Here is a 21,512-nt window from a genome sequence, read left to right as displayed (position 1 = left end):
TCAGTCGCCGGCGTGCCTCGAGGCGGGGCGGGGCAGGCCGAGGTGGTCGCGCAGCGTGGTGCCGGTGTATTCGCTGCGGAACAGGCCCCGGCGGCGCAGCTCGGGCACGACCAGCTCGGTGAAGTCGATCAGGGTCTGCGGCAGCCACGGGAAGGAGACGTTGAACCCGTCGGCCGCTCCCCCGGTGAAGTACTCCTCAATGTGGTCAGCGACGTCGGCCGGCGTGCCGATGATTGCCCCGTCGCCGTCGGCGACAATGCGCACCAGGTCGCCGATGGTCAGGCCGCCGCGCTCCGCCTGCGCGTAGATCTCGGCCTGCGCCCCGGCGCTGCGGTTGTTGCCGGGCGGCAGCGGCGGCAGCGGGGCGTCCGGCGGCAGCCCGCTCAGGTCGACGCCGGCCCAGTACTGCACGTCGGCCAGCGCGACCCGCGGGTCGAGCAGCTCGCGGACGGCGGCGAAGCGGTCCTCGGCCTCGGCCCGGGTCGGCGCCACCACGGTCGCGAGCTCGGGCAGCACGAGGAGGTGCTCGGGGTCGCGGCCGAACCCCGCCGCCTGGTCCTTGACGCTCGCGTAGTATGCCTGCGCGTCGGGCAGCGGCAGCGCGCGGGTGAACACGACGTCGGCGATCCGCGCGGCCAGCGCCCGGCCGGGGCCGGACGAGCCCGCCTGGGCGATCACCGGGCGTCCCTGCGGCGGCCGGCGGATGTTCAGCGGGCCGGCCACGTCGAAGAACTCGCCGTGGTGGTCCAGCCAGTGCAGCCCGGCCGGGTCGAAGAACGCTCCCGTGGCCTGGTCGGCGCGCACCGCGCCGTCGTCGAAGGAGTCCCACAGCCCGGCGACGACGTCGAAGAACTCCTCGGCGCGGCGGTACCGCACGTCGTGGGGCAGGTGCGCCGGCAGGCCGAAGTTGCGCGCCTCGGCGTCGTTGAGCGACGTGACGACGTTCCAGCCGGCCCGGCCCCTGGACAGGTGGTCCAGCGAGGCGAAGATCCGGGCGATGGTGTACGGCTGGTGGTAGGACGTCGAGGCGGTGGCCACCAGGCCGATGTGCCGGGTAAGCGTGGTCAGCGCGGCCAGGACGGTGGTCGGCTCGAGGGTGTCGTTGGACCAGGCGACCCGCTCGCCGACCTCGGGCGGGTCGTCGGGCACGCCCAGCAGGTCGGGCAGGAACACGGAGTCGAAGGTGGCCGCCTCGAGGCGGCGGACCTGCTCGGCGAGGAAGGGAAAGCTGACGCCGGCGTCGGGCGGGCTGCCGGGCACGCGCCAGCCGGCGTGGTACTCCCCCGCGCCCTTGAGAAAGCCGTTGAGGTGCAGCTGCCGGGGGCTCATCGGGCTCCTCGCTCCGGACGGGGCAGGCCGAGCCGCTCGCGCAGGGTGGTGCCCCCGGCCGGGCGGAACAGGCCGCGCTCGGCGAGGATCGGCAGCACCTCGGCGGTGAAGCGGTCGGCCTGCTCGGGCAGGTAGGGGAATGAGACGTTGAAGCCGTCGACCGCCCCGGTGCGCCAGATCGCCTCGATCCGCTCGGCGACGGTCGCCGCCGAGCCGGCGGTGTCGGCGCGGGCGGAGTAGCGCAGGGCGAGCTGGCGCAGGGTCAGCCGCTCGCCCCGGGCCAGCGCCAGCAGCCCGGCACGGCGGCTCTGCGAGCGGTTGGTCTGCGCGCCGAAGTCCGGCAGCGGCTCGTCGAGGTCCAGGTCGCTGAAGTCCTCGTCGCCGAAGTTGTCCTGGACCAGGCGGCGCAGCACGTCGTCGTGGATGAGCGAGCCGAGCTCGGCGAGTATGCCGGCGGCCTCCGCGTCGGTGTCGGCGACGATCGGGGTGAGGATCGGCCAGACCCGCACGTCGCCCGGGTCGCGGCCGGCGGCGGTCACCGCGGCGTCGAGCTGCCGGCGGTACTGGACCGCCTCGCCGGTGCTCAGCGGGGCGGTGAAGACGACCTCGGCGACCCGCGCGGCGAACGCGCGGCCGGTCGGCGACGCGCCGGCCTGGAACAGCACCGGGTGCCCCTGCGGTGGGCGGGCCAGGTTGAGCGGCCCGGCGACGTGGAAGTGCTCGCCGTGGTGGTCGACGCGGCGGCGGCCGTCGCGGCGGAAGTACAGACCGGCACCCTGGTCGCGGATGAGTGCGTCGTCGGCGTACGAGTCCCAGAGGCCCTTGACCACGTCGACGAACTCGGCGGCGCGAGCGTAGCGCTCTTCGTGTCCGAAGTGCTCGGCGCGGCCGAAGTTCGCCGCCTCCAGCGGGACCACGCTCGTCACGACGTTCCAGCCGGCCCGCCCGCCGGAGATGTGGTCGAGGGAGGCGAACTTGCGGGCCAGGTGGTACGGCTCGTTGTAGCTCGTCGTGGCGGTGGCGACGAGGCCGATGCTGGACGTCTGCTGCGACAGCGCGGCGAGCAGCGTGATCGGCTCGAGGTAGTCGGCGCGGGTGGTGCGGTGCAGCGAGTCGAGCTGGTGGCCCCAGATCGCCACGACGTCGGCCACGAACAGCGCGGTGAAGCCGGCGTCTTCGAGGGTGCGGGCGAGGCGGGCGTGCAAGTCGATGTCGAGCTCGCCGTCGGGGTTGGCGCGCGGGTGGCGCCAGCCGGCGATGTGGCCGCCGGAGCCATGCACGAGGGCGCCGAACTGCAGGTGATCAGGGCGCGGCATGGACGGCTCCCCGCAGGTGCGGCACGACGTCGGCAGCGAGGCGTTCCAGCGTGCGCACGGCGGCGTCGATGCTCGTGCTGGCCGACTGGACGGCGAAGACGAAGTGCTCGGCCACGGGCAGCAGCGGGTCGGCACGCACCGACTCGGTCACCTGCTCGGCGCTGCCGTAGTGGACGTTCAGGGCGGCCAGGACGTCGTGCGGGCCGGGGTTGTCGCCGAGGTACCGCCGCGACAGGGGCCCGTCGGCGAAGCCGCGCACGTCGGGCCACAGCAGCGCGGCCTGGCTCTCCCGCTCCCCGCCGGGCTCCAGCGCCGGGAAGCCGCCGCGGAAGGCCGCCACCCGGGTGCCGCCGGCGGCCAGGTAGGCGTCGGCGAGCGCCCGCTGGACCGGGCCGGGCCCGATGCCGACGAGCAGGCCGCGGCCGGTCGTCGCGAGCGCGGCGGCGCGCTCCGGTGTGGACGGCGACTCCCACAGCCGCGCGGCCAGGTCCGGGGCGGCCGGCCCGACCCGCAAGCCGCCGGCGACCTCGCCGCCGCCGAGCAGGTGCAGCAGCCGGTCGAGGTGCTCGGCGTAGAGCTCGTGGCGGCGCGCGGCGTCCCGGCCGAACGCGGCGAACTCGGGGGCGGACGGGCCGCCGACGCCGAGGCCGAGCTCGAGCCGGCCGCCGCCGAGCGCGTCGAGCACGGCGGCGTCCTCGGCGAGGCGGACCGGGTGCTCCAGCGGCAGGACCACGACGCTGGTGCCGAGCCGGATGCTCCTGGTGGCCTCGGCCGCGGCGGCGAGCAGCACCAGCGGCGAGGGCAGCCGGCCGACGTCGTTGCCGAGGTGGTGCTGGGCCAGCCAGCCGGAACTGAAGCCGAGTTCCTCGGCGGCGACGAACAGGTCGACCAGGCCGGGCAGCAGCTCCCGCGCGGGGGCGTGGCCGTGGACGTGGGTCTGGAATCCGAAGCTCACGACGCGGGCCTCCAGCCGAGCTCGGGTGCGATGTCGGTGGCGATGATCTCCAGGCGGCGGATGTCCTCGGCGGCGCTGGACGCCTCGTGCTGCACGACGGGAAAGAAGTAGTCGACATGGCCGAGGAGGGCGGGGTCGCGGCGCAGGCCGTCCACGACCTCGGCGGGGCTGCCGTAGTGGACGTTGATGCGCTCGGCGAGGCGCTCGTCGTCGTACTCGGACAGGTCGGCGAAGGGCCGCACCTGCTCGCGGAAGCGGGCCAGGCCGCGGCCCAGGTCGGCCAGGGCTGTGCCGCGCGACGAGCCGGGGAACACCGCGCGGGTGGCGCCGATGCGCGGCGGGGCCGGGGCGGTCCAGGCGTCACGATAGGCCTCGATGAGCGGCAGCTGGTCCTCGTCGGGCTTGTGGATGAAGGTGCCGAGCAGCAGCCCGTCGCCGGCCCGGGCGATCCGGCGAGCCTTCTCGGCGCGGGAGGTGGACTGCCAGACCCGGCCGCGCAGGTCCGGGGCGGGCGGGTGCAGGACCGGCCCGGTACCGCGGATCGGCTTGCCCTCCAGCGCCTCGTGGACGGTCGCCAGCGCGGCATCGTACCGCTCGTCCAGCGTGTCCTTCGTGAAGCCGAAGGCGGGGTAGGCATCGGCGTTGGCGCCGCCGGTGCCGAGGCCGAGCTGCACCCGGCCGCCGGCGAGCGCGTCGAGGACGGCAGCGTCCTCGGCGAAGCGCAGCGGGTCCTCCAGCGCGATGGTGCTGACCGCGGTGCCGAGCTCGATGCGGCGGGTCCGGCGGGCCGCGGCGGCGAGCAGCACCAGCGGCGAGGGCAGCCGGGCGCCGTCGTGGCGGAAGTGGTGCTGGGCGAGGAAGACGCCGTCGTAGCCGAGTTCCTCGGCGGCGGCGATGGTGTCGAGCAGCTCGGCGTACACCTGTGCGGCGGGCTTGCCGTAGCCGTGGACATGGGTCAGGAAGCCCAGCTTGAACGGCCGGCCGGGATCAGGCATCGATACTCCTCACGGGCAGGCGGGGGACGGCGGCGACGAGGCGTCGTGTGTAGGCGTGCTGCGGATCGCCCAGGACGGCGCCGGTCGGGCCGGACTCGACGATGCGTCCGCCGTGCATCACCACCACCCGGGCGGCGAGGTGCTGCACCAGACCGAGATCGTGCGAGACGAGCACGACGGCCAGGCCGAGGCTGGCGTTGAGCTCGCGCAGCAGCGCGACGATCGCGGCCCGCACGGTGACGTCGAGGGCCGACAACGGCTCGTCGCCGATGAGCAACCGGGGGCCGTGGACGATGGCCCGGGCCAGCGCGACGCGCTGGCGCTGGCCGCCGGAGAGCTCGTGCGGGTACTGGGCGGCCCGGTCCGGCTCGAGGCCGACCCGGGCAAGGACGTCGGCGACAAGCCGGCGGTGGTCGCCGGGGATACGCAGGGCGCGCAGCGGCTCGGCAACGGTGTCGTGGATGGTGAAGCGCGGGTCGAGGGAGGCGTAGGGGTCCTGCAGCACAATGCCGGTGCCGGCGCGCAGCCGGCGCCGGTCGGCCTCGATCGGGCGGCCCTCGAACTCGACGCCGCCGCGGGTGGGCCGGTCCAGGGCGAGCAGCAGGCGGGCGAGCGTCGACTTGCCGGAGCCGGACTCGCCGATCACCGCGAGAATCTCGCCCTCGGCGACGTCCAGGTCCACGTCGATGAGCGCGTGCTGGACCGGGGCCGGGCCGCGCAGCCGCTGCCGGGGCAGCCGGTAGTCACGGGCGAGGCCGCGGGCGCGCAGCAGCGGGGCGGTCACGAGCGGCTCCCGGGTGCGACGGACGGCTCGCCGGTGAAGCTCGTCGCGTAGGCGGCCTCGGCCAGGGCCGCGGTGACCGGGTGGGCCGGGGCGGCGAGCAGGTCGGCCACCGCCCCTGTCTCGACGACCCGGCCCCCGGCCAGCACCACCGCCCGGGTCACGATCCGGGCCAGCACGGCCAGGTCGTGGGTGATGAACAGCAGCGCGGCCCCGGACTCGGCGACCTCGCGGTCGAACAGCTCGAGGATGCCGGCCTGGACCGTGACGTCCAGCGCGGTGGTCGGCTCGTCGGCGATGATCAGGCGGGGGCCGGTGGCGATGGCGACGGCGATCGCGACCCGCTGACGCTGGCCGCCGGAGAGCTCGTGCGGGTACCGATGGAGGATCCCCTCGGGGTCGGGGAGGTGGACGCGCTCGGCCAGCCGGACGGCCCGCTCGTGCGCCTGGCGCCTGGAGAAGCCGTAGTGGATGCGCAGTGACTCGCCGATCTGCGCGCCGACACGGCGAATGGGGTTGAGCGCGGTGGCGGGTTCCTGCAGGACGATGCCGACGCGCTTGCCGCGGATGGCGGCCAGGTCGGCGTCGCGGCGCCCGACGAGCTCCCGGCCGTCGAGGCGGATGCTGCCGGTGACCCGGCTGCCGGCGGGCAGCAGGCCCAGCACCGCCAGCGCGGTGAGCGACTTGCCGGAGCCGGACTCGCCGATCAGCCCGAGCCGCGCACCGGCCGCGAGGCTGAACCCGACGCCGTCGACGACGGTCCGGCCGCGGATCTCGATGTGCAGGTCATCGACGTCGAGGCTCACTGCTCCTCCTCTCCCGGCGCAGGCGGGGGTCGAGGGCCTCCCGCAGCGCGTCGCCGAGCAGGGTGATGGCCAGCACGGTCACGGCGATGGCGAGTCCGGGCCATACGACGGAGGCGGGCTGGACCGCGATGTACTGCTGGGAGTCGGCGAGGCTGCGCCCCCAGGACGGTGTGCCGGCCGGCGCGCCGTAGCCGAGGTAGGACAGGCCGGCCTCGGCGAGGATCGCCACCGCCGCGACGTAGGAGAGCTGGACGATCGCGACGGCGGCCACGTTGGGGATGACGTGCCGGGCCAGGATGCCGGCCGGGCCGACGCCGCCGGCCCGGGCCGCGAGGACGTAGTCGGAGCCGGTCACCCGCCGGATCTCGGGGCGTACCACCCGGGCCACGTTCATGCCGATGCCGACGCCGACGGCGGTCACCACGACCCAGAGCGAGCCGCCGAACCCCGCCGCCAGCAGCATCGCGATGAGCAGGACCGGGAACGCGATGAGGATGTCGACGAGCACGATGACGGGCTCAGCGACCCGCCGGGGGCTCAGCGCGGTCAGCGTGGCGAGGGCGAGGCCGACGGCGGCCGCGATGAGCGTGGCCCAGAACGCGACGAACACCGTGGTGCGGCCGCCCGCGAGGAGCCAGCTGAGGGTGTCGCGGCCGATCTGGTCGGTGCCGAGCCAGTGCCGGGCGCCCGGGCCCTGCCAGCGCTCGGCGACGCTCTGCTGCAGCAGGGGGTACGGCGTCCAGAACAGCGACACGAGCGCGGCGGCGGCCACGATGGCCACGACGGCCGAGCCGAATGCGCCGGCGGGGCGGCGCAGCAGCTCACCGATCCACTGTGGACGGCCCGGGGCGCTCATGCCGCTTCCGCCCGCTGCCGCGGGTCGATCACCCGGTGGGCAACGTCGACGAGCGTGCCGATCACCAGCACCAGGCCGGTGAGGAACAGCACCTCGCCCTGCACCTTGGTCAGGTCACGGTTGCCGACGTCGCCGACGAGCATCCGGCCGACGCCGGGCAGGTTGAACAGCGACTCGATCACGACCGCCCCGGTGACCAGGGCGGCGATCTGCAGCGCGGAGACCGACAGCAGCGACAGGCCCACGTTGGGCAGCCCGTGGCGCAGCAGCGCCTGCGTGCGGGTCAGCCCGCGGGCGGCGGCGGCGCGCACGTAGTCCTGGCCGAGCGCGTCGAGCACCGCGGAGCGCACGAAGCGCAGCAGCGCGACGCCCTCGATGAGCCCGATGGTGACCGCGGGCAGCACCAGCGCCGCGAACGCCGCCCCGGGCCGGCCCCAGCCGGCGTCGGGAAAGCCGTTGCCCGGCAGCACCCCGAGCAGGCCGACACCCTCGCCGAAGACGACGATGAGCAGCAAACCCATCCACAGGGCGGGCACGGCTGCGAGGGCCTGGGAGACGAAGCCGATCGCGACCCCGACCGGCCGGTCGTGGCGCAGGCCGGAGTAGACGCCGAGGGTGAGCGCGATAGCCACCGCGATCACGAAGGCCATGGCGGTGAGCGGGACGGTGACGCCGGCTCGCTCGGCCAGGGCCGAGGCGACGGTCTGGTTGGTCAGCAGCGACCGGCCGAGGTCGAGGTGGAGCAACCCGCCCAGCCAGCCCAGATACTGGCCGGGCAGGCTGCGGTCGAGGCCGAGGCCGGCCCGAATCCCGGCGACCTGCTCGGGGGTCGCGTTCGTGCCGGCGATGAGCTGGGCGACGTCGCCGGGCAGCACCCGCAGCACGAGGAAGATCGCCAGGCTGGCGACGAGCAGGCCCAGCGCGAGCAGCGCCAGCCGGCGAACCAGGAAACGGGCCACGGCTCAGCGCTTCGCGTGGGTGAGGTTCAGCCGCGAGCTGGTGGAGTCGGTCGGCACGCCGGTGACCCCCTTGCGTACGGCGGTGATCAGCTGCGGGTTGTAGAGCCAGTCGGCGGCCGCGTCCTGGGCCACGATCCGCGCCGCCTGCTTGAGCAGCGAGACGTAGGACGCGTCCGAGGTCGCGGTGGTGGCCTGCTGGAACAGCTGCTGCACCTGCGGATTGTCGTAGCCGAAGTAGTACTTCGGGTTGGCCCAGTTGCCGAAGTCGCGCGCCTCGGCGTGGTCGACGATGCTCAGCTGGAAGTCGTGGTTGGTGTACACGTCCTTGAGCCAGGCCGCGAACTCGACCGACTTGACCGTGAGCTTGATGCCGGCCTGGGCGAGCTGACTGGTGAGCAGGTCGGTGATGGCGGAGCCGTAGAACGAGGCGAGCTCCACGGTCAGCTCCAGGCCGTTCGGGTAGCCGGCCTCGGCGAGCAACTGCTTGGCCTTGGCCGGGTCGTGCGCGTACTGGCCCGAGAGGTCCTCGTAGCCCGGGTCGGAGTCGACGATGGGGCCGAACAGCGTCTTGCCGCCGCCGGCCGCCTTGACGAGCGCGTCGTGGTCGATCGCGTAGCGGATGGCCTGGCGAACCCGGATGTCGGTGAAGGGCTTGGCCGCGTTGTTGAACGCCAGGACGTACTTGTCCGAGGCGAACCCCGTCACCAGGTCGTAGTCCGGGTTGTTCTTCACCTGGGCGACAAGGTTCGGGTCGATGCCGGCGACGTCGACGGTGCCGCCCTGGACCGCGGTGACGACCGCGTTGGTGTCGCTGTACAGCTTGAACACCACGGTGCCGAGCTGGGCCTGCACGCCCCAGTACGACGGGTCGCGGGCGAGGGTCAGGGTGGCGCCCGGCTTGAAGCTCGACACCACGAACGGGCCGGAGCCGACGGCGGAGGACTTAGGGTCGTTGGTCGCCTTCTGGTCGAGCACCAGGCCGACGCGGCCGGAGAGGTTGTACAGCAGCGTCGGGTCGGGCTGCTTGACCTTGACGACGACGGTCTGGTCGTCGGGCGCGGTGACCGAGGCGACGCTCGCCAGCTTCTGGTAGTCGTTGTACTTCTTGGCCGTCACCTCGCTCAGCGACCAGGCGACGTCCTTCGCCGTGAGCGGGTCGCCGTTGCTGAACCGGGCGTTGGGAAAGAGCGTGAAGGTGTACGTCAGCGCGTCCGGCGACACCGTCCAGCTCTTGGCCACGCTCGGCTGGATGGTGCCCTTCGGGTCGCTGGTGACCAGCGGCTGGAAGACGTTGTCGATGAGCGTCTGGTCGAGCGCGGCGCCGGCCGTGCTGCGGATGTCCAGGTTCTCCGGGAACAGCCGCAGCGCCACGGTGAGCGTGGTGTCGGCGGCCGCGGGCCGGTCGTCGTCCGCGCTGCCGCTCCTGGCCCAGGCGGTGATGCCGCCGGCCGCGGCGAGCACGACGACGACCGCGGCCGCGGCGAGCACGACGGTGCGCCGGCGCCTCGAGGCGGCGTTGGCGCGGCCCTGGTCCTGCAGCGTGGGGTCGGTGCTGGTGTCGTGGTCGATGGGGGGTTCGTCGCTCATGCCGAAATTCCTTTTTCTCGGGAGGCCGCGAAGCCGCGGTCCAGGTCGGCCAGCAGGTCGGCGACGTCCTCGATGCCGACGGAGAGGCGGATGAGGCCGGGCGCGATCCCGGCGGCCTCCCCCGCACCGGAGCTGACGGTGGACGCGGGGTGGATGATGAGGCTGCGCACGTCGCCGATGTTGGCCAGGTGGCTGAACAGCCGGACCGCCTGGACGAATCGGCGGCCGCCGTCCAGGCCGGAGGCGAGCTCGAAGGAGACGATGGCGCCGGCGCCGCGGGGCAGGTACCGCTTGGCCAGCTCCGCCGACGGGCTCGACGGCAGGCCGGCGTAGTGGACCCGGGTCACCTGCGGGTGGCGGTCCAGGTATGCGGCGATCGCCTGGGCGTTGGCCACGTGCTGGCGCATCCGCAGGCTCAGCGTCTCCAGGCCCTGCAGGAGCAGGAAGCTGTTGAACGGCGAGGGGGCGGGGCCGTAGCCGCGTAGCACGGTGGTGCGCAGCCGGAGCGCGTAGGCGAGGCCGAGGCCGGCGAAGCGCTCCCAGTAGCCGACGTCGCCGTGGCTCGGGTCAGCGGTGTGGAAGCCGGGCCAGCGGTCGGGCTCCGCGCCGAAGTCGAAGGTGGCGCCGTCGACGACGACGCCGCCGATCGCTGTGCCGTGCCCGGCGAGGAACTTGGTTGTGGAGTGCACGACGATGTCGGCGCCGTGCTCGAGCGGGCGCAGCAGGTACGGGGTGGCGAGCGTGTTGTCGACGATCAGCGGCACCCGGGCGTGCTCGTGCGCGACCCGGGCCACCGCCTCGACGTCCAGCACGACGCCGGTCGGGTTGCCGATGCTCTCGGCGAAAAAAGCGCGCGTGTTCGGCCGGGTCGCGCGCCGCCACGCCTCGGGATCGTTGACGTCGCCGAGCAGCGTCGTGGCGATGCCAAGCTCGGCGAAGCGCTCCCGCAGCAGCAGGACGGTGCCACCGTACACCTGGCCCGAGGCGACGACGTGGTCCCCGCTGCGCAGCAGATTGAGCAGGGCCAGCGTGGTCGCGGCCTGGCCGGAGGCGACGGCGACGGCCGCCGAGCCGCGCTCCAGAGCCGCGATGCGCTGCTCGGCGACGACGGACGTGGGGTTGGACAGCCGCGTGTAGGCGTGCTGCTCGAGGTCGTCGAGGCGGAACGAGGCCGCCGCGTGCTCGGCGTCGCCGAACACGTAGCTCGTCGTGGCGTAGATCGGCGTCGCGCGCGCCCCGGTGGCCGGGTCGGGCGCGGCGCCCGCATGCACCTGGAGCGTGTCGAAGCCCCAGCCTTCGTCAGAGGTCGTCATTGACGAGTGATACTACACTAAACCTATCGGCTTGATAGGGGTTTATCGCCGCCGACTACGCCGCGGCGGTGCATCTGGAGGCGCTCGTCCGGCTCGGCACACGCCTACGCCCGCGCCCACGGGCTCACCGAGGAGGAGCCCGACCTGCTGATCCGGTCGCTCAGCGCGGCGTGAACTGCCCGATGAGTGCGGCCAGCTCGGCCGGGCGGTGCTCCTGGACGTTGTGCCGGGAGTCGATGTCCACGATGCGGGCGCGCGGCGCGCGGGCCGCGAACTCGGCGACGACGTCCGCCGGCAGGTAGCCGCTCGCAGCCCGCACGAGCAGCACCGGCACCTCGGCCGTCTCCAGCACCGGCCACAGGTCGGTGTAGTCCGCGGGCACCTGCCCGGCGGCGCCGGGCGGCGGACTGCCGAAGTGGTGCTTGAAGACGACCGAGCCATCCTCGCGGACCCGGGTGTTGTGGAACACGCCGCGGTCCAGGGACGGTCCGGGCCCGGCGATACCGGCGGCGATCGCGAGCTCGGCGATCTGGGCGCGCGACTCGAAGACGAGCTCCCCCGCCAGGAACGAGCGCACCTGCTGCGCGTCCTGCGCACGGATGCCGGGCGAGACGTCGACCAGCACCAGGCCGCGGACCAGGTCCGGGCGCTGCCCAGCAACGGCCAATGCGGTCAGGCCGCCGAGCGACTGACCGACCAGGACCTGGGGCCGGCCGGCGGCGAGCGCGTCGATCACGGCCGCCACCGCCGCAGCGATGGTCCGCGGTGCGTAGTCGAAATCGTCCCGCCAGGCCGAGTCGCCGTGCCCCGGCAGATCAAGGGCGAGCGCGGGACGCTGGAGCGGCAGCACGGTCGCATCCCACGTGTGCGCGTTGAGCGCGGCACCGTGCAGGAACGTCACCTCCGGCGCCTCGCCCCACACCAGCGCGCTGACCCGACCGTCCGGCGTGGCGACCTCCGCCCGGCGCAGGCGCGGCAGCAGCCCGGTGAAGCACACGTCGCGTGCGGTCTCGGCCAGCAGCCCGAACTCATCGACCATGGCTGCATCGTATCCTAATCCTATCAATACGATAGGGAATTCGGCGACCGCCTGTACGCATGGACCCTCCTCGACACCCAGCAGGCGATACGTCGGATACACGCGTGCCGGCCCCGCAGGGCCGGGTTCAGGCCGGCAGTGGCTGGAACCCCGCGGCCGTCGCATCGGCCTCCGCGGCCACCAGGAGCGCGCACGTCTCGGAGGGCAGCAGTCCCAGGTCGTCGACGATCTGCATGAGGATGCCGATCCGGGCGGCGTACCGGTCGGCGCGGCTCAGGTCACCCGGCCGGGCCATCCCGTCGCGGGCCTGGTCCAGCAGCAGGCGGACCTCGGCGGCGGTGACCAGCGGCGAGGTCGCCCGCTTGGCCGCCCGGCCGGCGAGCGCCTCGATCTCGGCCTCGCCGGCGGCCCCGTAGCGGCCGGTGGCCAGGCGGCGCACCGCGGCGCCGACGACCGCCTCTACTCCGTCGAAGCCGTCGTCGTCGGGCAGTTCGGCAGCGTGGTCGAACTCGTGCACCGCCATTGCCAGCAGCACCCGGCCGATCCGTGTGCCCGGCTCCGGTCGCGGCCACTGCCAGGCCGGCGTCGCCCCGGCCAGCTCGCGGTGGAACCGCCGCCAGCGCAGCGCGCGCCAGCCGATCGCCGGGCCGGGCCGGTAGACCTGGGCCACCCGCCGCTCGACGAAGCCGACCAGCTCGGTGAGCTGCTCGTCGGCGAGCTCGGCGGTGCGGACCAAGTCGAGCAGCAGCGTCATCGGCAGATCCCGTTCGCCGGCACCGACCAGGCGCCGTGGCGGGAACGCCAACGCGGCCGTCATCGTCGCGGTGCCGGCCCGCAGCCGGGCCGGGGTGGCCGAGCCGTCCCGGCCGAGCGCGGCGGCGACGTACTCCTCGAGGTCGGCGGGCCGGTGCCCGGCGCCGAACCGGCGCCGGGCGAGCACGGCCAGCGTCACCGACATCAGCACGTATGCCACCCACGGCCGCGCGAACAGCCGGATGGCCTTGCCGACGCTGTCTCCCCGGAGGAAGCGCAGCAGCGCCCGCCCGCTCGACGTCGAGACGATCCGCGACTGCATGAGGCTGATCTTCTTTCCCGAGCAGCTTGCTGACCACGTCCGATCTTCTTGCCCACCCAGGCGGCAGCCGCCGTCAACGGTATCAACAGATCCAAGAATCCCCGGACGTCGGTTGGTGGTCCTGGATGTCCGGTGCCGGTGAGATCGTTGCGCCGGCCGACAGCAGTCTCTGCGCCAGCGCACGGCAGCGCGTCCCGAGCTCCGGAGGGTCGAGGATCTCGAAGTCGTGTCCCAGCAGGAGTACGTGCATGAGCACGGCGTCGAGGCGTTCGGCGCCACTGAGCACCTCGCAGCGTTCGCTCCCGCGCTGTCGTACGACGGCCGCCGACGCCGGAAGCTGCGCGCGTACCGTGTCGGCCGACGCGTGCACGAGGAAGCGCGCCTGGTGCGGGTAGACCCGGCTCGCCACGCCCTCTTGCACGTACGTCGCCGCATCGGGCGCCGCGCGCGGGCGGAAGCGCCAGGCCCGTGCGGAGACATCGGTCATCCGGTCGACGCGGAAGCTGCGCCAGCCGGCGCGATCGAGGTCGTAGGCAAGGAGGTACCAGCGCCGGTCGGACGTGACCAGGCGATAGGGCTCGACCCGTCGCCGTCGCACCTCGCTGCCGGACGGGTAGTCGAAGCCCGCCTCGACCTCGTCGCGGCAGGCTCTGGCCAGCATCATGAGCACCTCGGGGTCGACCGGCGTGCGGCCTCCGTCGAAGGACACCACCGAGCCGGTGAGCGCGCGCACCTCGTGCCGCAGCCGGGTGGGCAGCACCCGGTCGAGCTTGGTCAGCGCCCGCAGCGCGGCGTCGCCGACGCCGGCGACCGCGCCGCCCGCGCCGGCGAGCAGCGAGACCGCGGTGGCGATGGCCTCGTGGTCGTCGAGAAGCAGCGGCGGCAGGTCCTGCCCGGGGCCGAGCTGGTAGCCGCCGCCGACGCCCTGGCTGGCATGCACCGGATAGCCGAGGGCGCGCAACCGCTCGACATCACGCCGTACCGTGCGCGGGGTGACCCCGAGCCGGTCGGCGAGCTCGGGGCCGGTCCAGACCTGGCGCTGCTGCAACAGCCCGAGCAGCATGAGCACCCGCTCCGTCGTGCCCCGCTCGTCACCGCTTGCCACATACATGTCGCCCACCATGCCAGAGATAGCGGACCGATCCTGTCCGCTAGGGGTGCCAGTCTGACTCCATGGACGCAACCGAACTCGACGTGAACCGGACGCTGCGCGAGCAGTTGGAGTTCCACTGGAACCACCAGCTCCGAGCCCGGCTCGAGGGCCTGACCGACGACGAGTACTTCTGGTCGCCGGTGCCGGACGCCTGGAGCGTGCGGCCGCGCGGCAGCTCGACGGCGCCCGTGCGGCTCGGTGCCGGGGACTTCGCGATGGACCACGCCTCACCCCAGCCGGTCCCGGCGCCCTTCACCACGATCGCCTGGCGACTCGGTCACGTCATCGCCGGCGTGCTCGCCGCGCGCAACGCGGCACACTTCGGCGCGCCGGCGGCGTCGTACGAGACTTGGGAGTACGCCGGCAGCGCCGCCAAGGCACTCGACCAGCTCGAGACCCAGCTCGACGTCTGGCTGGCCGGGGTGCGCGGCCTCGGCGACGCCGGGCTCCGGGTGCCGGTCGGCGCGAAGGAGCCCTTCCCCGAGATGCCCATGGCCGGCCTGGTGCTGCACATCCACCGCGAACTGATCCATCACCTGTCCGAGGTCTGCCTGCTGCGCGACCTCTACCTGTACACGAAACCTGGCACCTCTGGGGAGAGGCTCATGACCGCAAAGATGACCCACCTCGACCCTGAAGAACTCCACCGCAACCCTGCCTTCACGCAGGGTGTGATCGCACCCGCTGCCCGGACGCTCCATGTTGGTGGCCAGCTCGGCACCGATAGCGCCGGAAACCTGCTGGACGGTATTGAGGCGCAGACCGCTCAGGCAATGCGAAACGTGCTGACTGTGCTTGCTGCCGCGGGTACCGGTCCTGAGTATGTCGCCAAACTCAACATCTACCTCGTCAATGGGGTCGACGCACAGGTGGGCTACGCGGCGGCGCGATCGGTGTGGGGCGATCACCGCACAGCCATCACGGTCGTTTCCACCGCAGGGCACGCTCGCCCGGGCGCGCTCGTGGAGATCGACGCAGTAGCGATCATTCCCGAATAGGACGAACCCACGGATCGAGACTGCAAAGGCGCAACTCGCACGCCCGCGCCGCCGGCACGCCGGCGCGGGCGTGCGGCGCTCGATGCGAACGGCCGGCGGGGCGCGGGGCACGCCCGGCGGGTGGCGCTGACCGCGAACAGGAGCACGGGGCGGCTCTGGAGTGGTCCATGGTCTACAGTGGATAGACCTCGAACTCGCCGAGCTGGGCCGACGGCGACATCGTATTGCCGAAGAAGGTGAGCTGCACGTATCGCGCGCTGGTCGGTGGGAACGTGATGGTCACCGTGTTCGCGCTGGCCGGGTCGAAGAGATACGGCCTGATGTCGGCGACCGTGGTCCACGGGTCGGTGGTGAGCGAGGTCGCGACCGCGATCGTCTGGGTCCGTGCCGGCCACCCGGCCGGGAGCTTGAGCACCACTCGCGACACCTGGTAGTTGGCGTTCAGGTCGACCATGATGGGCAGCGGGAAGGCGTTTGCCCGGCTCTCCCACACCGTGTTGGGGTTGCGGTCGACCGCGTCCGCGCCGGTGGACATGCCCGAGGACTCCGCCCAGACCTGGCGGAACGCGGCCAGGTCGGGCGGCGGCGCGGCGGCTCCCGTGCCGGAGAGCGCGACTGACAACGAGTTCACCGACAGCGTGCCGGTCCGCGAACCGGTGACGGTGGGCTTGAACACGACCGTGATGGTGCAGGAGCCGCCGCCCGGCAGGGTCGCGCCGCAGGTGCCGCCGAGCCGCTGGAAGTCGCCGGTGACCGTGACGGGCGTGAGGGTCGCCGGGCTGCCGCCGGTGTTGGTGAGGGTGACGGGCTGTGCCGCGCTCGTCGCGCCGACGGTGGCGCTGCCGAAGCTGAGGCTGTCCGGGCTGATCGAGAGTGCCGGCGGCGCCGGCGGGACCTCGTACACCTCGAACTCCGCGAGCTGCGCCGCCGGCCAGGCGGAATTGCCCTGGATGACGAGCTGGACGTAGCGGCGGTACCCAGGCGTGAAGTCGATTGTCACAGCGTTTCCGGCGGCCGGGTTGAACGTGTACGCCCTGGCTCCGATGACGATGGGATTGGGATCCGCATTCCCTGCTCGCACGGTGATGGTCTGCGTCCGTGTCTGCCATTGCGGCTGCGGCGGCAGCTTGAGCACCACGCGGAAAACGTTGCGCGCGCTGCCGAGGTCGACCGTGATGTACTGCGGGAAAGCATTCGGCGGACTTTCCCAGTACGAATTCGGGTCCCCGTCGTTGGCATAGTAGGACGCGAAGGGCATGACCGAGGCGGCGGTGATCGGCCGGCCGAGCGCGACGTTGCCCGCGTCCGCGGCCGCAGGAGCCGCGCCCGCCACAACGGGCAGGACGGCGCCGAGGACGGCGGCGACAACAAACGCGGCAAGCCCGGCTCGGCGCGACCGGGGCGCGGAGATGGAGTGGACCACTGCGTGGTGTCCCTTCCCACGGACAACGGCAACCACAGAACGTGATGCCCGGTTAATCATACGTAACATTTCGATGTTTAGATACTTGCGCCGCACCACCGATCCGCACCGCCGCGGTCCGTGGGGCCGGCCGGGGGCGGTGGTTCGGCACCCGATCCCCCGGCCGCGCCGTGCGCATGGACGAGATGGTTCAGCCTTCCAGGCGATGACCGATGCGGTCGAGGGTCTCCTTGCCCCAGTACGTGCTGAGCTGCGTCGCCAGGCCGGTGGACGCCCGAACGGTGGTGACGAGGTCGACGAGCAGGTCATCGCTGGCTGCCCACAGGTAACACTGACCGGTCGGGCCCCACGCGTCCTTCTCCAGCAGGACCCGCTGGTCGTCGGCGCTTCCGGCGAACCGGTACCGCTGGCCGTTGCTGTCCGCAGGCCGCTCCTCCAACCGCGTGCCGAGACCCGCCCAGGCGGCCGGGTCGAAGCTCGCGACCGGCGCCCGGAGCGCCAGGACGCTGGACATCGCCCGGTGGTCCCAGATCCGGGTGTACACCAGATCCGAGAACGAAGCCGTGAGCATCGTCCACTCGTCGGTGGGCTCCAGGTCGTCGAACGAGATCATCACGGGCGGGTCGTCGCTGCCGTCGAGCATGACCGCCCAGTAGCAGACTCCCTGATTCTCGATCATGAACGGCAGTAGCTGGCACTCGGCGACCGGATCCCAGTCGCGTTCCCGGTCGGGCTCGCCGTCGGGCCAGTAGGGCTCCGGCCGGCCCAGCTCGTGGGCCGCGTACACGAGGTCCTCGTTGCTGAACGTGCGCAGCGTCTCCTGTCCGGCGGCGAGTGAATACCACTCCCGCACCGACGCGGGCAACGGGAAGCCGCGCACAGCGGCGAACCGGTCGACTGCCGCAACGGCGTCGGGTGAAGTCTCCGCGGTCCGCCCGGCCAGGGCCAGTGAACGCGCGTGATACTGCGGCTGGGACGTCATATGTGCAAAGCTCCTGAATGCCTTGGGTACGTTGATGCAATGCGATCTTGAATCGCGCGGTGCATCGTACAGAGGCAGTTCAAGGCAGGCCGGGCCGAACAACTAAACACCAGTCATCACCATGCGTGCATCCCCCGCCTACTGTCGATAACGTCCGCGGTGGACCCGCAATGCGATGATCAAATATTTCGATATCTTGATAGCGCCGGGCGAGTGTCGTAGCCTCCGCCTGAAACATCCATCGCCCACAGACATTCGTCCGCGCGGAGCCCACCAAAGGCTGATGCCGGAACACGGGGCTTTGCGCTTTATCCACGGGGGAGCGAGCGTGTCGAGTTCACGCACGCGCCGACCACGCTGCACGCGTGGACCGGCGCTCATGTTGTCTGCAGTTCTGGCCGGATCGGGTTTAGCCACCCTCGAACATGCGCCACCAGCGCACGCCGGCCCACCGTCAACACACCAGCAACAGCAGCCCGTACACCCCGAGGACGCGTCAGCGCGCGCCCGCGCGACGGGAAAGCCGGTCGAGGTGGCCTCCGCCACGTCACCGAACGAGCTGACCGAGGCGAACCCCGACGGGACCTTCACCACGACCATCAACCCGCAGCCGGTGCGGACCAGGCGCGATGGCCGGTGGGTCGCTCTGGATGCGACGCTCAAGCAGAACGCTGACGGCAGTTACAGCCCGATCGCTTCCGCGCGGCCGCTGTCGATCTCCAACGGCGGCGGCGCGGCGTTCGCCGTCATCCGCGACGGTGGGAGCGAGCTGGGCCTGAAGTGGCCCGGTCAGCTGCCGAAGCCGGCCGTTTCCGGCGCGACCGCCACGTACGCCAACGTGCTTCCGGGCGTCGACCTGGCGGTGACCGCCTCGGCACAGGGCGGCTTCTCGCACGTCCTCGTCGTCCACGACGCTGCGGCCGCCGCGAACCCGGCGCTACGTTCGCTGCGCCTGGAGACCGTCGCCGTCGGTGTTTCCCTCAAGGCCGGCACCGGCGGGGGCATCACCGCCGTCGACCACACCGGCAGGGTCGCCTTCACGGCGACCGCCCCGATCGCTTGGGACTCGACGGCTCCGACCGACGCGCAGGCCAAAGCCGCCGGCCTCGACGGCACCGACCCCCCGCAGCAGCAACGTTCCCACGGCGAGGCCGTCCACTCCAGCGTCACCGAGCCCGGCATCGCCGCGAAGCGGCACACCGTGCGGATAGACGCCGGCGCGGACAACGCCATCACGCTGACCACCGACCAAGCGGTACTGCAGAGCCCGGACACGACCTATCCGCTGTACATCGACCCGTCCTGGAACCCGAATTCTGCCCCGGCGTCGCGCAACGCGTGGGCCTACGTCAACAGCTATTGGAGCGGAACCTCGTACTACAACAGCTCGGACTGGGCCCGAGCCGGGTTCGCCGGCTGGGAATCGCCCACCTACAAGGCGCGATCGTTCTTCCAGTTCGGCATTCCGAGCAACATCTGGGGCACCACCATCAAGAGCGCGACCCTGCAGCTCAGGTCGGTCTGGTCGGCCACCAACACCGCCTTCACGTTCGAGATCTACCACATGTGCGGCATCGGCAGCACGACGGCGTGGAGCAACCAGCCGTGCAAGGGCAACCTCATCACCAGCGCTTCCCTGCCCGGGAACTGGCGTGCAAACGGGTCCTACAACCCGATGGAGCACGACTTCGACGTCACCGCAGAGATCGCCGCGGCGGCCGACGGTCGCTGGTCAGCCACCACCCTCGGCCTGTTCAACGCCACCGAGACGAACCGTGACGCGTGGCGGAAGTTCGAGAACAACCCCACGATCGCGATCACGTACAACGCGACACCGAACACGCCGTCGAATTACGGCACCAGCCCGTCGGTACCCTGCACCGGCGGACAGATCGGTAACACCGCGATCACCTTCTCCGCGACGCTCAGCGATCCGGATGGCACCCAGGGGCTGCTCGACGGGGAATTCAACGTCACCGACACCACCACCGGCTCGACGATCGCATCGCCGACCGTGACGGTCTCCAACGACCAAAGCGCGTCCTTCAGCCTGCCCGCGAGCACCTTCGCGAACGGACACACATACAGCTGGGCCATCCACGCCACCGACGGCGACGCGTGGTCACCGTGGTCACCAACCTGTCGGTTCACCATCAATCACAACACACCCGCCGCACCGCAGGTCAGTTCCGTTCAGTACCCGGCCAACACCGTGGGCGCACCTGCCCGCACATCCGGCACGTTCACCTTCACCCCGACGGCCGGCAGCGACACGCCGGTCAGCTACGTCTACAGCCTCAACGTGGCGCCGCCCGCGGTCATCCCGAGCGGGTTCGGTCCGTTCCACGGTGGCCAGCTCCTGCAGGCCGCCGCCGGGGGCGCACCGACCAACGTGACCATCGCTCCGCGGCGCTTCGGCCCCAACGTCCTGTACGTCTACGCCATCAACGGCGCGGGGAACGCGGGAACGGTCACGGCCTACCGCTTCACGACCGCCGCCGCCGCGCCCGCACCGTTCGGCGACTTCACCGGTGACGGCAAGCCGGACCTGATCACCGTCGGAAACGCCGGCCGGCCGGGTGCGTGGCTCTACCCCGGCACCGACGCCAACGGCCACCTCGGGACACCCATCCAGGTCGGTTCCGCGGGCACCGGCGGCGCAGGCAGCACCGGCGTGGCAAGCGACTGGACCGGCAGCACGGTCAGCGCGCTCGACCTCACCGGTGACGGAGCCCAGGATCTCCTCGTCAAACTGCCGCGCAGCGACGCCGACGGCAACGTCGAGGTCATCCCCGCCTACGGCGACGGTGGCACATTCGCCCCGGAGGAACGCATCAAGCTGCTGCTTCCCAAGGTGGACGGCAGCGGAGGCAACCAGGTCGTGGACCAGATCACAGCATCACCGCTGCCGAGCATCACCGGCTCACCGCTGCCAGACCTGTACGCCATCGTGGGTGACTGCCTGTACGTCTACCCGCCAAGCTTCCCGCCGGGCGCATTCGAAAGCCCGGTGCTGCTCGGCTGCGGCTGGACCGGCAAAACGATCACCGCCGTATTCAAAGGCAACGATCCAGCGCTGTTCGCACGCACCGACACCACCGGCAAGCTCCAACTCCTCACCGGCAACACCGCCGGCGGCGTATTCGCCGGCGCGACCGGCACCACCACCGTTACCTACTCGGCGAACGGCTTTCCAGCCACCGGCAATCCGGTGATCGCCGGCGCCGACATCAACCTCGACGGCAAGCCCGACCTGTGGGTCGACACCCGCGGCACCACCATCACCGGCAACCTCAACGCCGGTAACAACACGCTCGCCGCGGCCGTCGCCAACCCGACGAGCGGTAAGACCGACATCGCCCTGTTCCATGACAACGGCGGCGGCCACGTCGGTCTGTCCACCCTCACCACCCACGCCAACGGCGATGGCGGCCTCGATGGACCGATCACCCGCTGGGACGAGCCCGCCTGGGGGTCTGGCACCACGCTCACGGCAAAGGGCGACTTCAACGGCGACGGCAAGGCCGACATCGCCCTGTTCCATGACAACGGCAGCGGGCACGTCACCCTGTCCACCCTCACCGCCCACACCAACGGCGACGGCGGCTTCGACGACGTGGTGAACCGCTGGGACGGCCCCTTCTGGGGGTACGGCACGAAGTTCCTGGCGACCGGCGACTTCAACGGCGACGGCAAGACCGACATCGCCCTCTTCTACGACTACGACACCGGCGGCCACGTCACCCTCTTCACCCTCACCGCCCACACCAACGGCGACGGCGGCTTCGATGGACCGATCACTCGCTGGGACGGCCCGTACTGGGGATCCGGCACGAAGTTCCTGGCAACCGGCGACTTCAACGGCGACGGCAAGACCGACATCGCCCTCTTCTACGACTACGACACCGGCGGCCACGTCACCCTCTTCACCCTCACCGCCCACAC

The 21,512-nt window shown here is 71.9% G+C and carries 17 protein-coding genes and 1 pseudogene; 3 read left to right on the top strand and 15 right to left on the bottom strand.

All coding sequences use genetic code 11. The features are described 5' to 3' along the window. The 13 genes from AB0M46_RS04020 to AB0M46_RS03960 form a co-directional block, all read right to left on the bottom strand. Positions 1-1,329, bottom strand: coding sequence for an LLM class flavin-dependent oxidoreductase (locus AB0M46_RS04020; RefSeq protein ID WP_363332788.1), 1,329 nt, complete (start codon positions 1,327-1,329; stop codon positions 1-3). Then, positions 1,326-2,645, bottom strand: a complete 1,320-nt coding sequence (locus AB0M46_RS04015; RefSeq protein ID WP_363332787.1) for an LLM class flavin-dependent oxidoreductase — start codon at positions 2,643-2,645, stop codon at positions 1,326-1,328. Before AB0M46_RS04015 ends, AB0M46_RS04020 begins: the two co-directional genes overlap by 4 nt. Next, positions 2,632-3,600 (bottom strand): LLM class flavin-dependent oxidoreductase, encoded by a 969-nt coding sequence (locus AB0M46_RS04010; protein WP_363332785.1) that lies wholly within the window; start codon positions 3,598-3,600, stop codon positions 2,632-2,634. Before AB0M46_RS04010 ends, AB0M46_RS04015 begins: the two co-directional genes overlap by 14 nt. Further along, positions 3,597-4,595 (bottom strand): LLM class flavin-dependent oxidoreductase, encoded by a 999-nt coding sequence (locus AB0M46_RS04005; protein ID WP_363332783.1) that lies wholly within the window; start codon positions 4,593-4,595, stop codon positions 3,597-3,599. Before AB0M46_RS04005 ends, AB0M46_RS04010 begins: the two co-directional genes overlap by 4 nt. Further along, positions 4,588-5,379 carry an ATP-binding cassette domain-containing protein gene (locus AB0M46_RS04000; RefSeq protein WP_363332781.1) on the bottom strand — a complete coding sequence of 264 codons (792 nt, stop codon included), beginning with the start codon at positions 5,377-5,379 and terminating at the stop codon, positions 4,588-4,590. Before AB0M46_RS04000 ends, AB0M46_RS04005 begins: the two co-directional genes overlap by 8 nt. Next, positions 5,376-6,182 carry an ABC transporter ATP-binding protein gene (locus AB0M46_RS03995; protein WP_363332779.1) on the bottom strand — a complete coding sequence of 269 codons (807 nt, stop codon included), beginning with the start codon at positions 6,180-6,182 and terminating at the stop codon, positions 5,376-5,378. The genes AB0M46_RS04000 and AB0M46_RS03995 overlap by 4 nt, the downstream gene beginning before the upstream one ends. Continuing rightward, entirely contained in the window at positions 6,163-7,038 is an 876-nt protein-coding gene (locus AB0M46_RS03990) for an ABC transporter permease (RefSeq protein WP_363332777.1), read from the bottom strand. Before AB0M46_RS03990 ends, AB0M46_RS03995 begins: the two co-directional genes overlap by 20 nt. Beyond that, on the bottom strand, positions 7,035-7,997 hold the full coding sequence (locus AB0M46_RS03985) for an ABC transporter permease (protein ID WP_363332775.1): 963 nt from the start codon (positions 7,995-7,997) through the stop codon (positions 7,035-7,037). The genes AB0M46_RS03990 and AB0M46_RS03985 overlap by 4 nt, the downstream gene beginning before the upstream one ends. Positions 7,998-8,000: 3 nt before the next feature. Next, positions 8,001-9,584, bottom strand: a complete 1,584-nt coding sequence (locus AB0M46_RS03980; protein WP_363332773.1) for an ABC transporter substrate-binding protein — start codon at positions 9,582-9,584, stop codon at positions 8,001-8,003. After that, positions 9,581-10,897, bottom strand: a complete 1,317-nt coding sequence (locus AB0M46_RS03975; protein WP_363332772.1) for an aminotransferase class I/II-fold pyridoxal phosphate-dependent enzyme — start codon at positions 10,895-10,897, stop codon at positions 9,581-9,583. Before AB0M46_RS03975 ends, AB0M46_RS03980 begins: the two co-directional genes overlap by 4 nt. A gap of 160 nt (positions 10,898-11,057) precedes the next feature. Then, positions 11,058-11,936: an alpha/beta hydrolase gene (locus tag AB0M46_RS03970; protein ID WP_363332770.1), complete on the bottom strand. Its 879-nt coding sequence runs from the start codon at positions 11,934-11,936 to the stop codon at positions 11,058-11,060. A 127-nt stretch (positions 11,937-12,063) separates the two neighbouring features. Continuing rightward, the gene (locus tag AB0M46_RS03965) at positions 12,064-13,011 is read right to left on the bottom strand and encodes a hypothetical protein (protein WP_363332768.1); all 948 of its coding nucleotides are present in this window, start codon (positions 13,009-13,011) and stop codon (positions 12,064-12,066) included. Positions 13,012-13,093: 82 nt separating this feature from the next. Beyond that, positions 13,094-14,122, bottom strand: coding sequence for a YafY family protein (locus AB0M46_RS03960; protein WP_363332766.1), 1,029 nt, complete (start codon positions 14,120-14,122; stop codon positions 13,094-13,096). Positions 14,123-14,184: 62 nt separating this feature from the next. Between AB0M46_RS03960 and AB0M46_RS03955 the strand changes: the two are divergent. Continuing rightward, positions 14,185-14,745 (top strand): annotated as a pseudogene (locus tag AB0M46_RS03955) (DinB family protein); the annotation flags it as partial. A gap of 24 nt (positions 14,746-14,769) precedes the next feature. After that, on the top strand, positions 14,770-15,162 hold the full coding sequence (locus AB0M46_RS03950; protein ID WP_363332913.1) for a RidA family protein: 393 nt from the start codon (positions 14,770-14,772) through the stop codon (positions 15,160-15,162). Positions 15,163-15,334: 172 nt separating this feature from the next. On the opposite strand, the gene AB0M46_RS03945 is transcribed toward AB0M46_RS03950, so the two are convergent. Both AB0M46_RS03945 and AB0M46_RS03940 read right to left on the bottom strand, forming a co-directional pair. After that, positions 15,335-16,585 (bottom strand): discoidin domain-containing protein, encoded by a 1,251-nt coding sequence (locus AB0M46_RS03945; protein WP_363332764.1) that lies wholly within the window; start codon positions 16,583-16,585, stop codon positions 15,335-15,337. Between the two features lie 190 nt (positions 16,586-16,775). Further along, positions 16,776-17,567, bottom strand: a complete 792-nt coding sequence (locus AB0M46_RS03940; RefSeq protein ID WP_363332762.1) for an SMI1/KNR4 family protein — start codon at positions 17,565-17,567, stop codon at positions 16,776-16,778. Between the two features lie 379 nt (positions 17,568-17,946). Here AB0M46_RS03940 and AB0M46_RS03935 point away from each other — a divergent pair. Further along, positions 17,947-21,512, top strand: a 3,566-nt coding sequence (locus tag AB0M46_RS03935) for an FG-GAP-like repeat-containing protein (protein ID WP_363332760.1), incomplete at its 3' end; no start/stop codon positions are given.

It is taken from the genome of Dactylosporangium sp. NPDC051485 (assembly GCF_040682015.1).
Lineage (GTDB): Bacteria > Actinomycetota > Actinomycetes > Mycobacteriales > Micromonosporaceae > Dactylosporangium.
The sequence above is the reverse complement of the archived record's forward strand: the minus strand, read 5'-3'. Positions and strand labels throughout refer to the sequence as shown.

Excerpts from the sequence above, each read along its gene's own strand:
- AB0M46_RS04020 (WP_363332788.1), bottom strand. The coding sequence starts at position 1,329 with ATGAGCCCCCGGCAGCTGCACCTCAACGGCTTTCTCAAGGGCGCGGGG.
- AB0M46_RS04015 (WP_363332787.1), bottom strand. The coding sequence starts at position 2,645 with ATGCCGCGCCCTGATCACCTGCAGTTCGGCGCCCTCGTGCATGGCTCC.
- AB0M46_RS03970 (WP_363332770.1), bottom strand. The coding sequence starts at position 11,936 with ATGGTCGATGAGTTCGGGCTGCTGGCCGAGACCGCACGCGACGTGTGC.
- AB0M46_RS03990 (WP_363332777.1), bottom strand. The coding sequence starts at position 7,038 with ATGAGCGCCCCGGGCCGTCCACAGTGGATCGGTGAGCTGCTGCGCCGC.
- AB0M46_RS03965 (WP_363332768.1), bottom strand. The coding sequence starts at position 13,011 with ATGCAGTCGCGGATCGTCTCGACGTCGAGCGGGCGGGCGCTGCTGCGC.
- AB0M46_RS04005 (WP_363332783.1), bottom strand. The coding sequence starts at position 4,595 with ATGCCTGATCCCGGCCGGCCGTTCAAGCTGGGCTTCCTGACCCATGTC.
- AB0M46_RS03950 (WP_363332913.1), top strand. The coding sequence starts at position 14,770 with ATGACCGCAAAGATGACCCACCTCGACCCTGAAGAACTCCACCGCAAC.
- AB0M46_RS03980 (WP_363332773.1), bottom strand. The coding sequence starts at position 9,584 with ATGAGCGACGAACCCCCCATCGACCACGACACCAGCACCGACCCCACG.
- AB0M46_RS03960 (WP_363332766.1), bottom strand. The coding sequence starts at position 14,122 with ATGTATGTGGCAAGCGGTGACGAGCGGGGCACGACGGAGCGGGTGCTC.
- AB0M46_RS03940 (WP_363332762.1), bottom strand. The coding sequence starts at position 17,567 with ATGACGTCCCAGCCGCAGTATCACGCGCGTTCACTGGCCCTGGCCGGG.
- AB0M46_RS03975 (WP_363332772.1), bottom strand. The coding sequence starts at position 10,897 with ATGACGACCTCTGACGAAGGCTGGGGCTTCGACACGCTCCAGGTGCAT.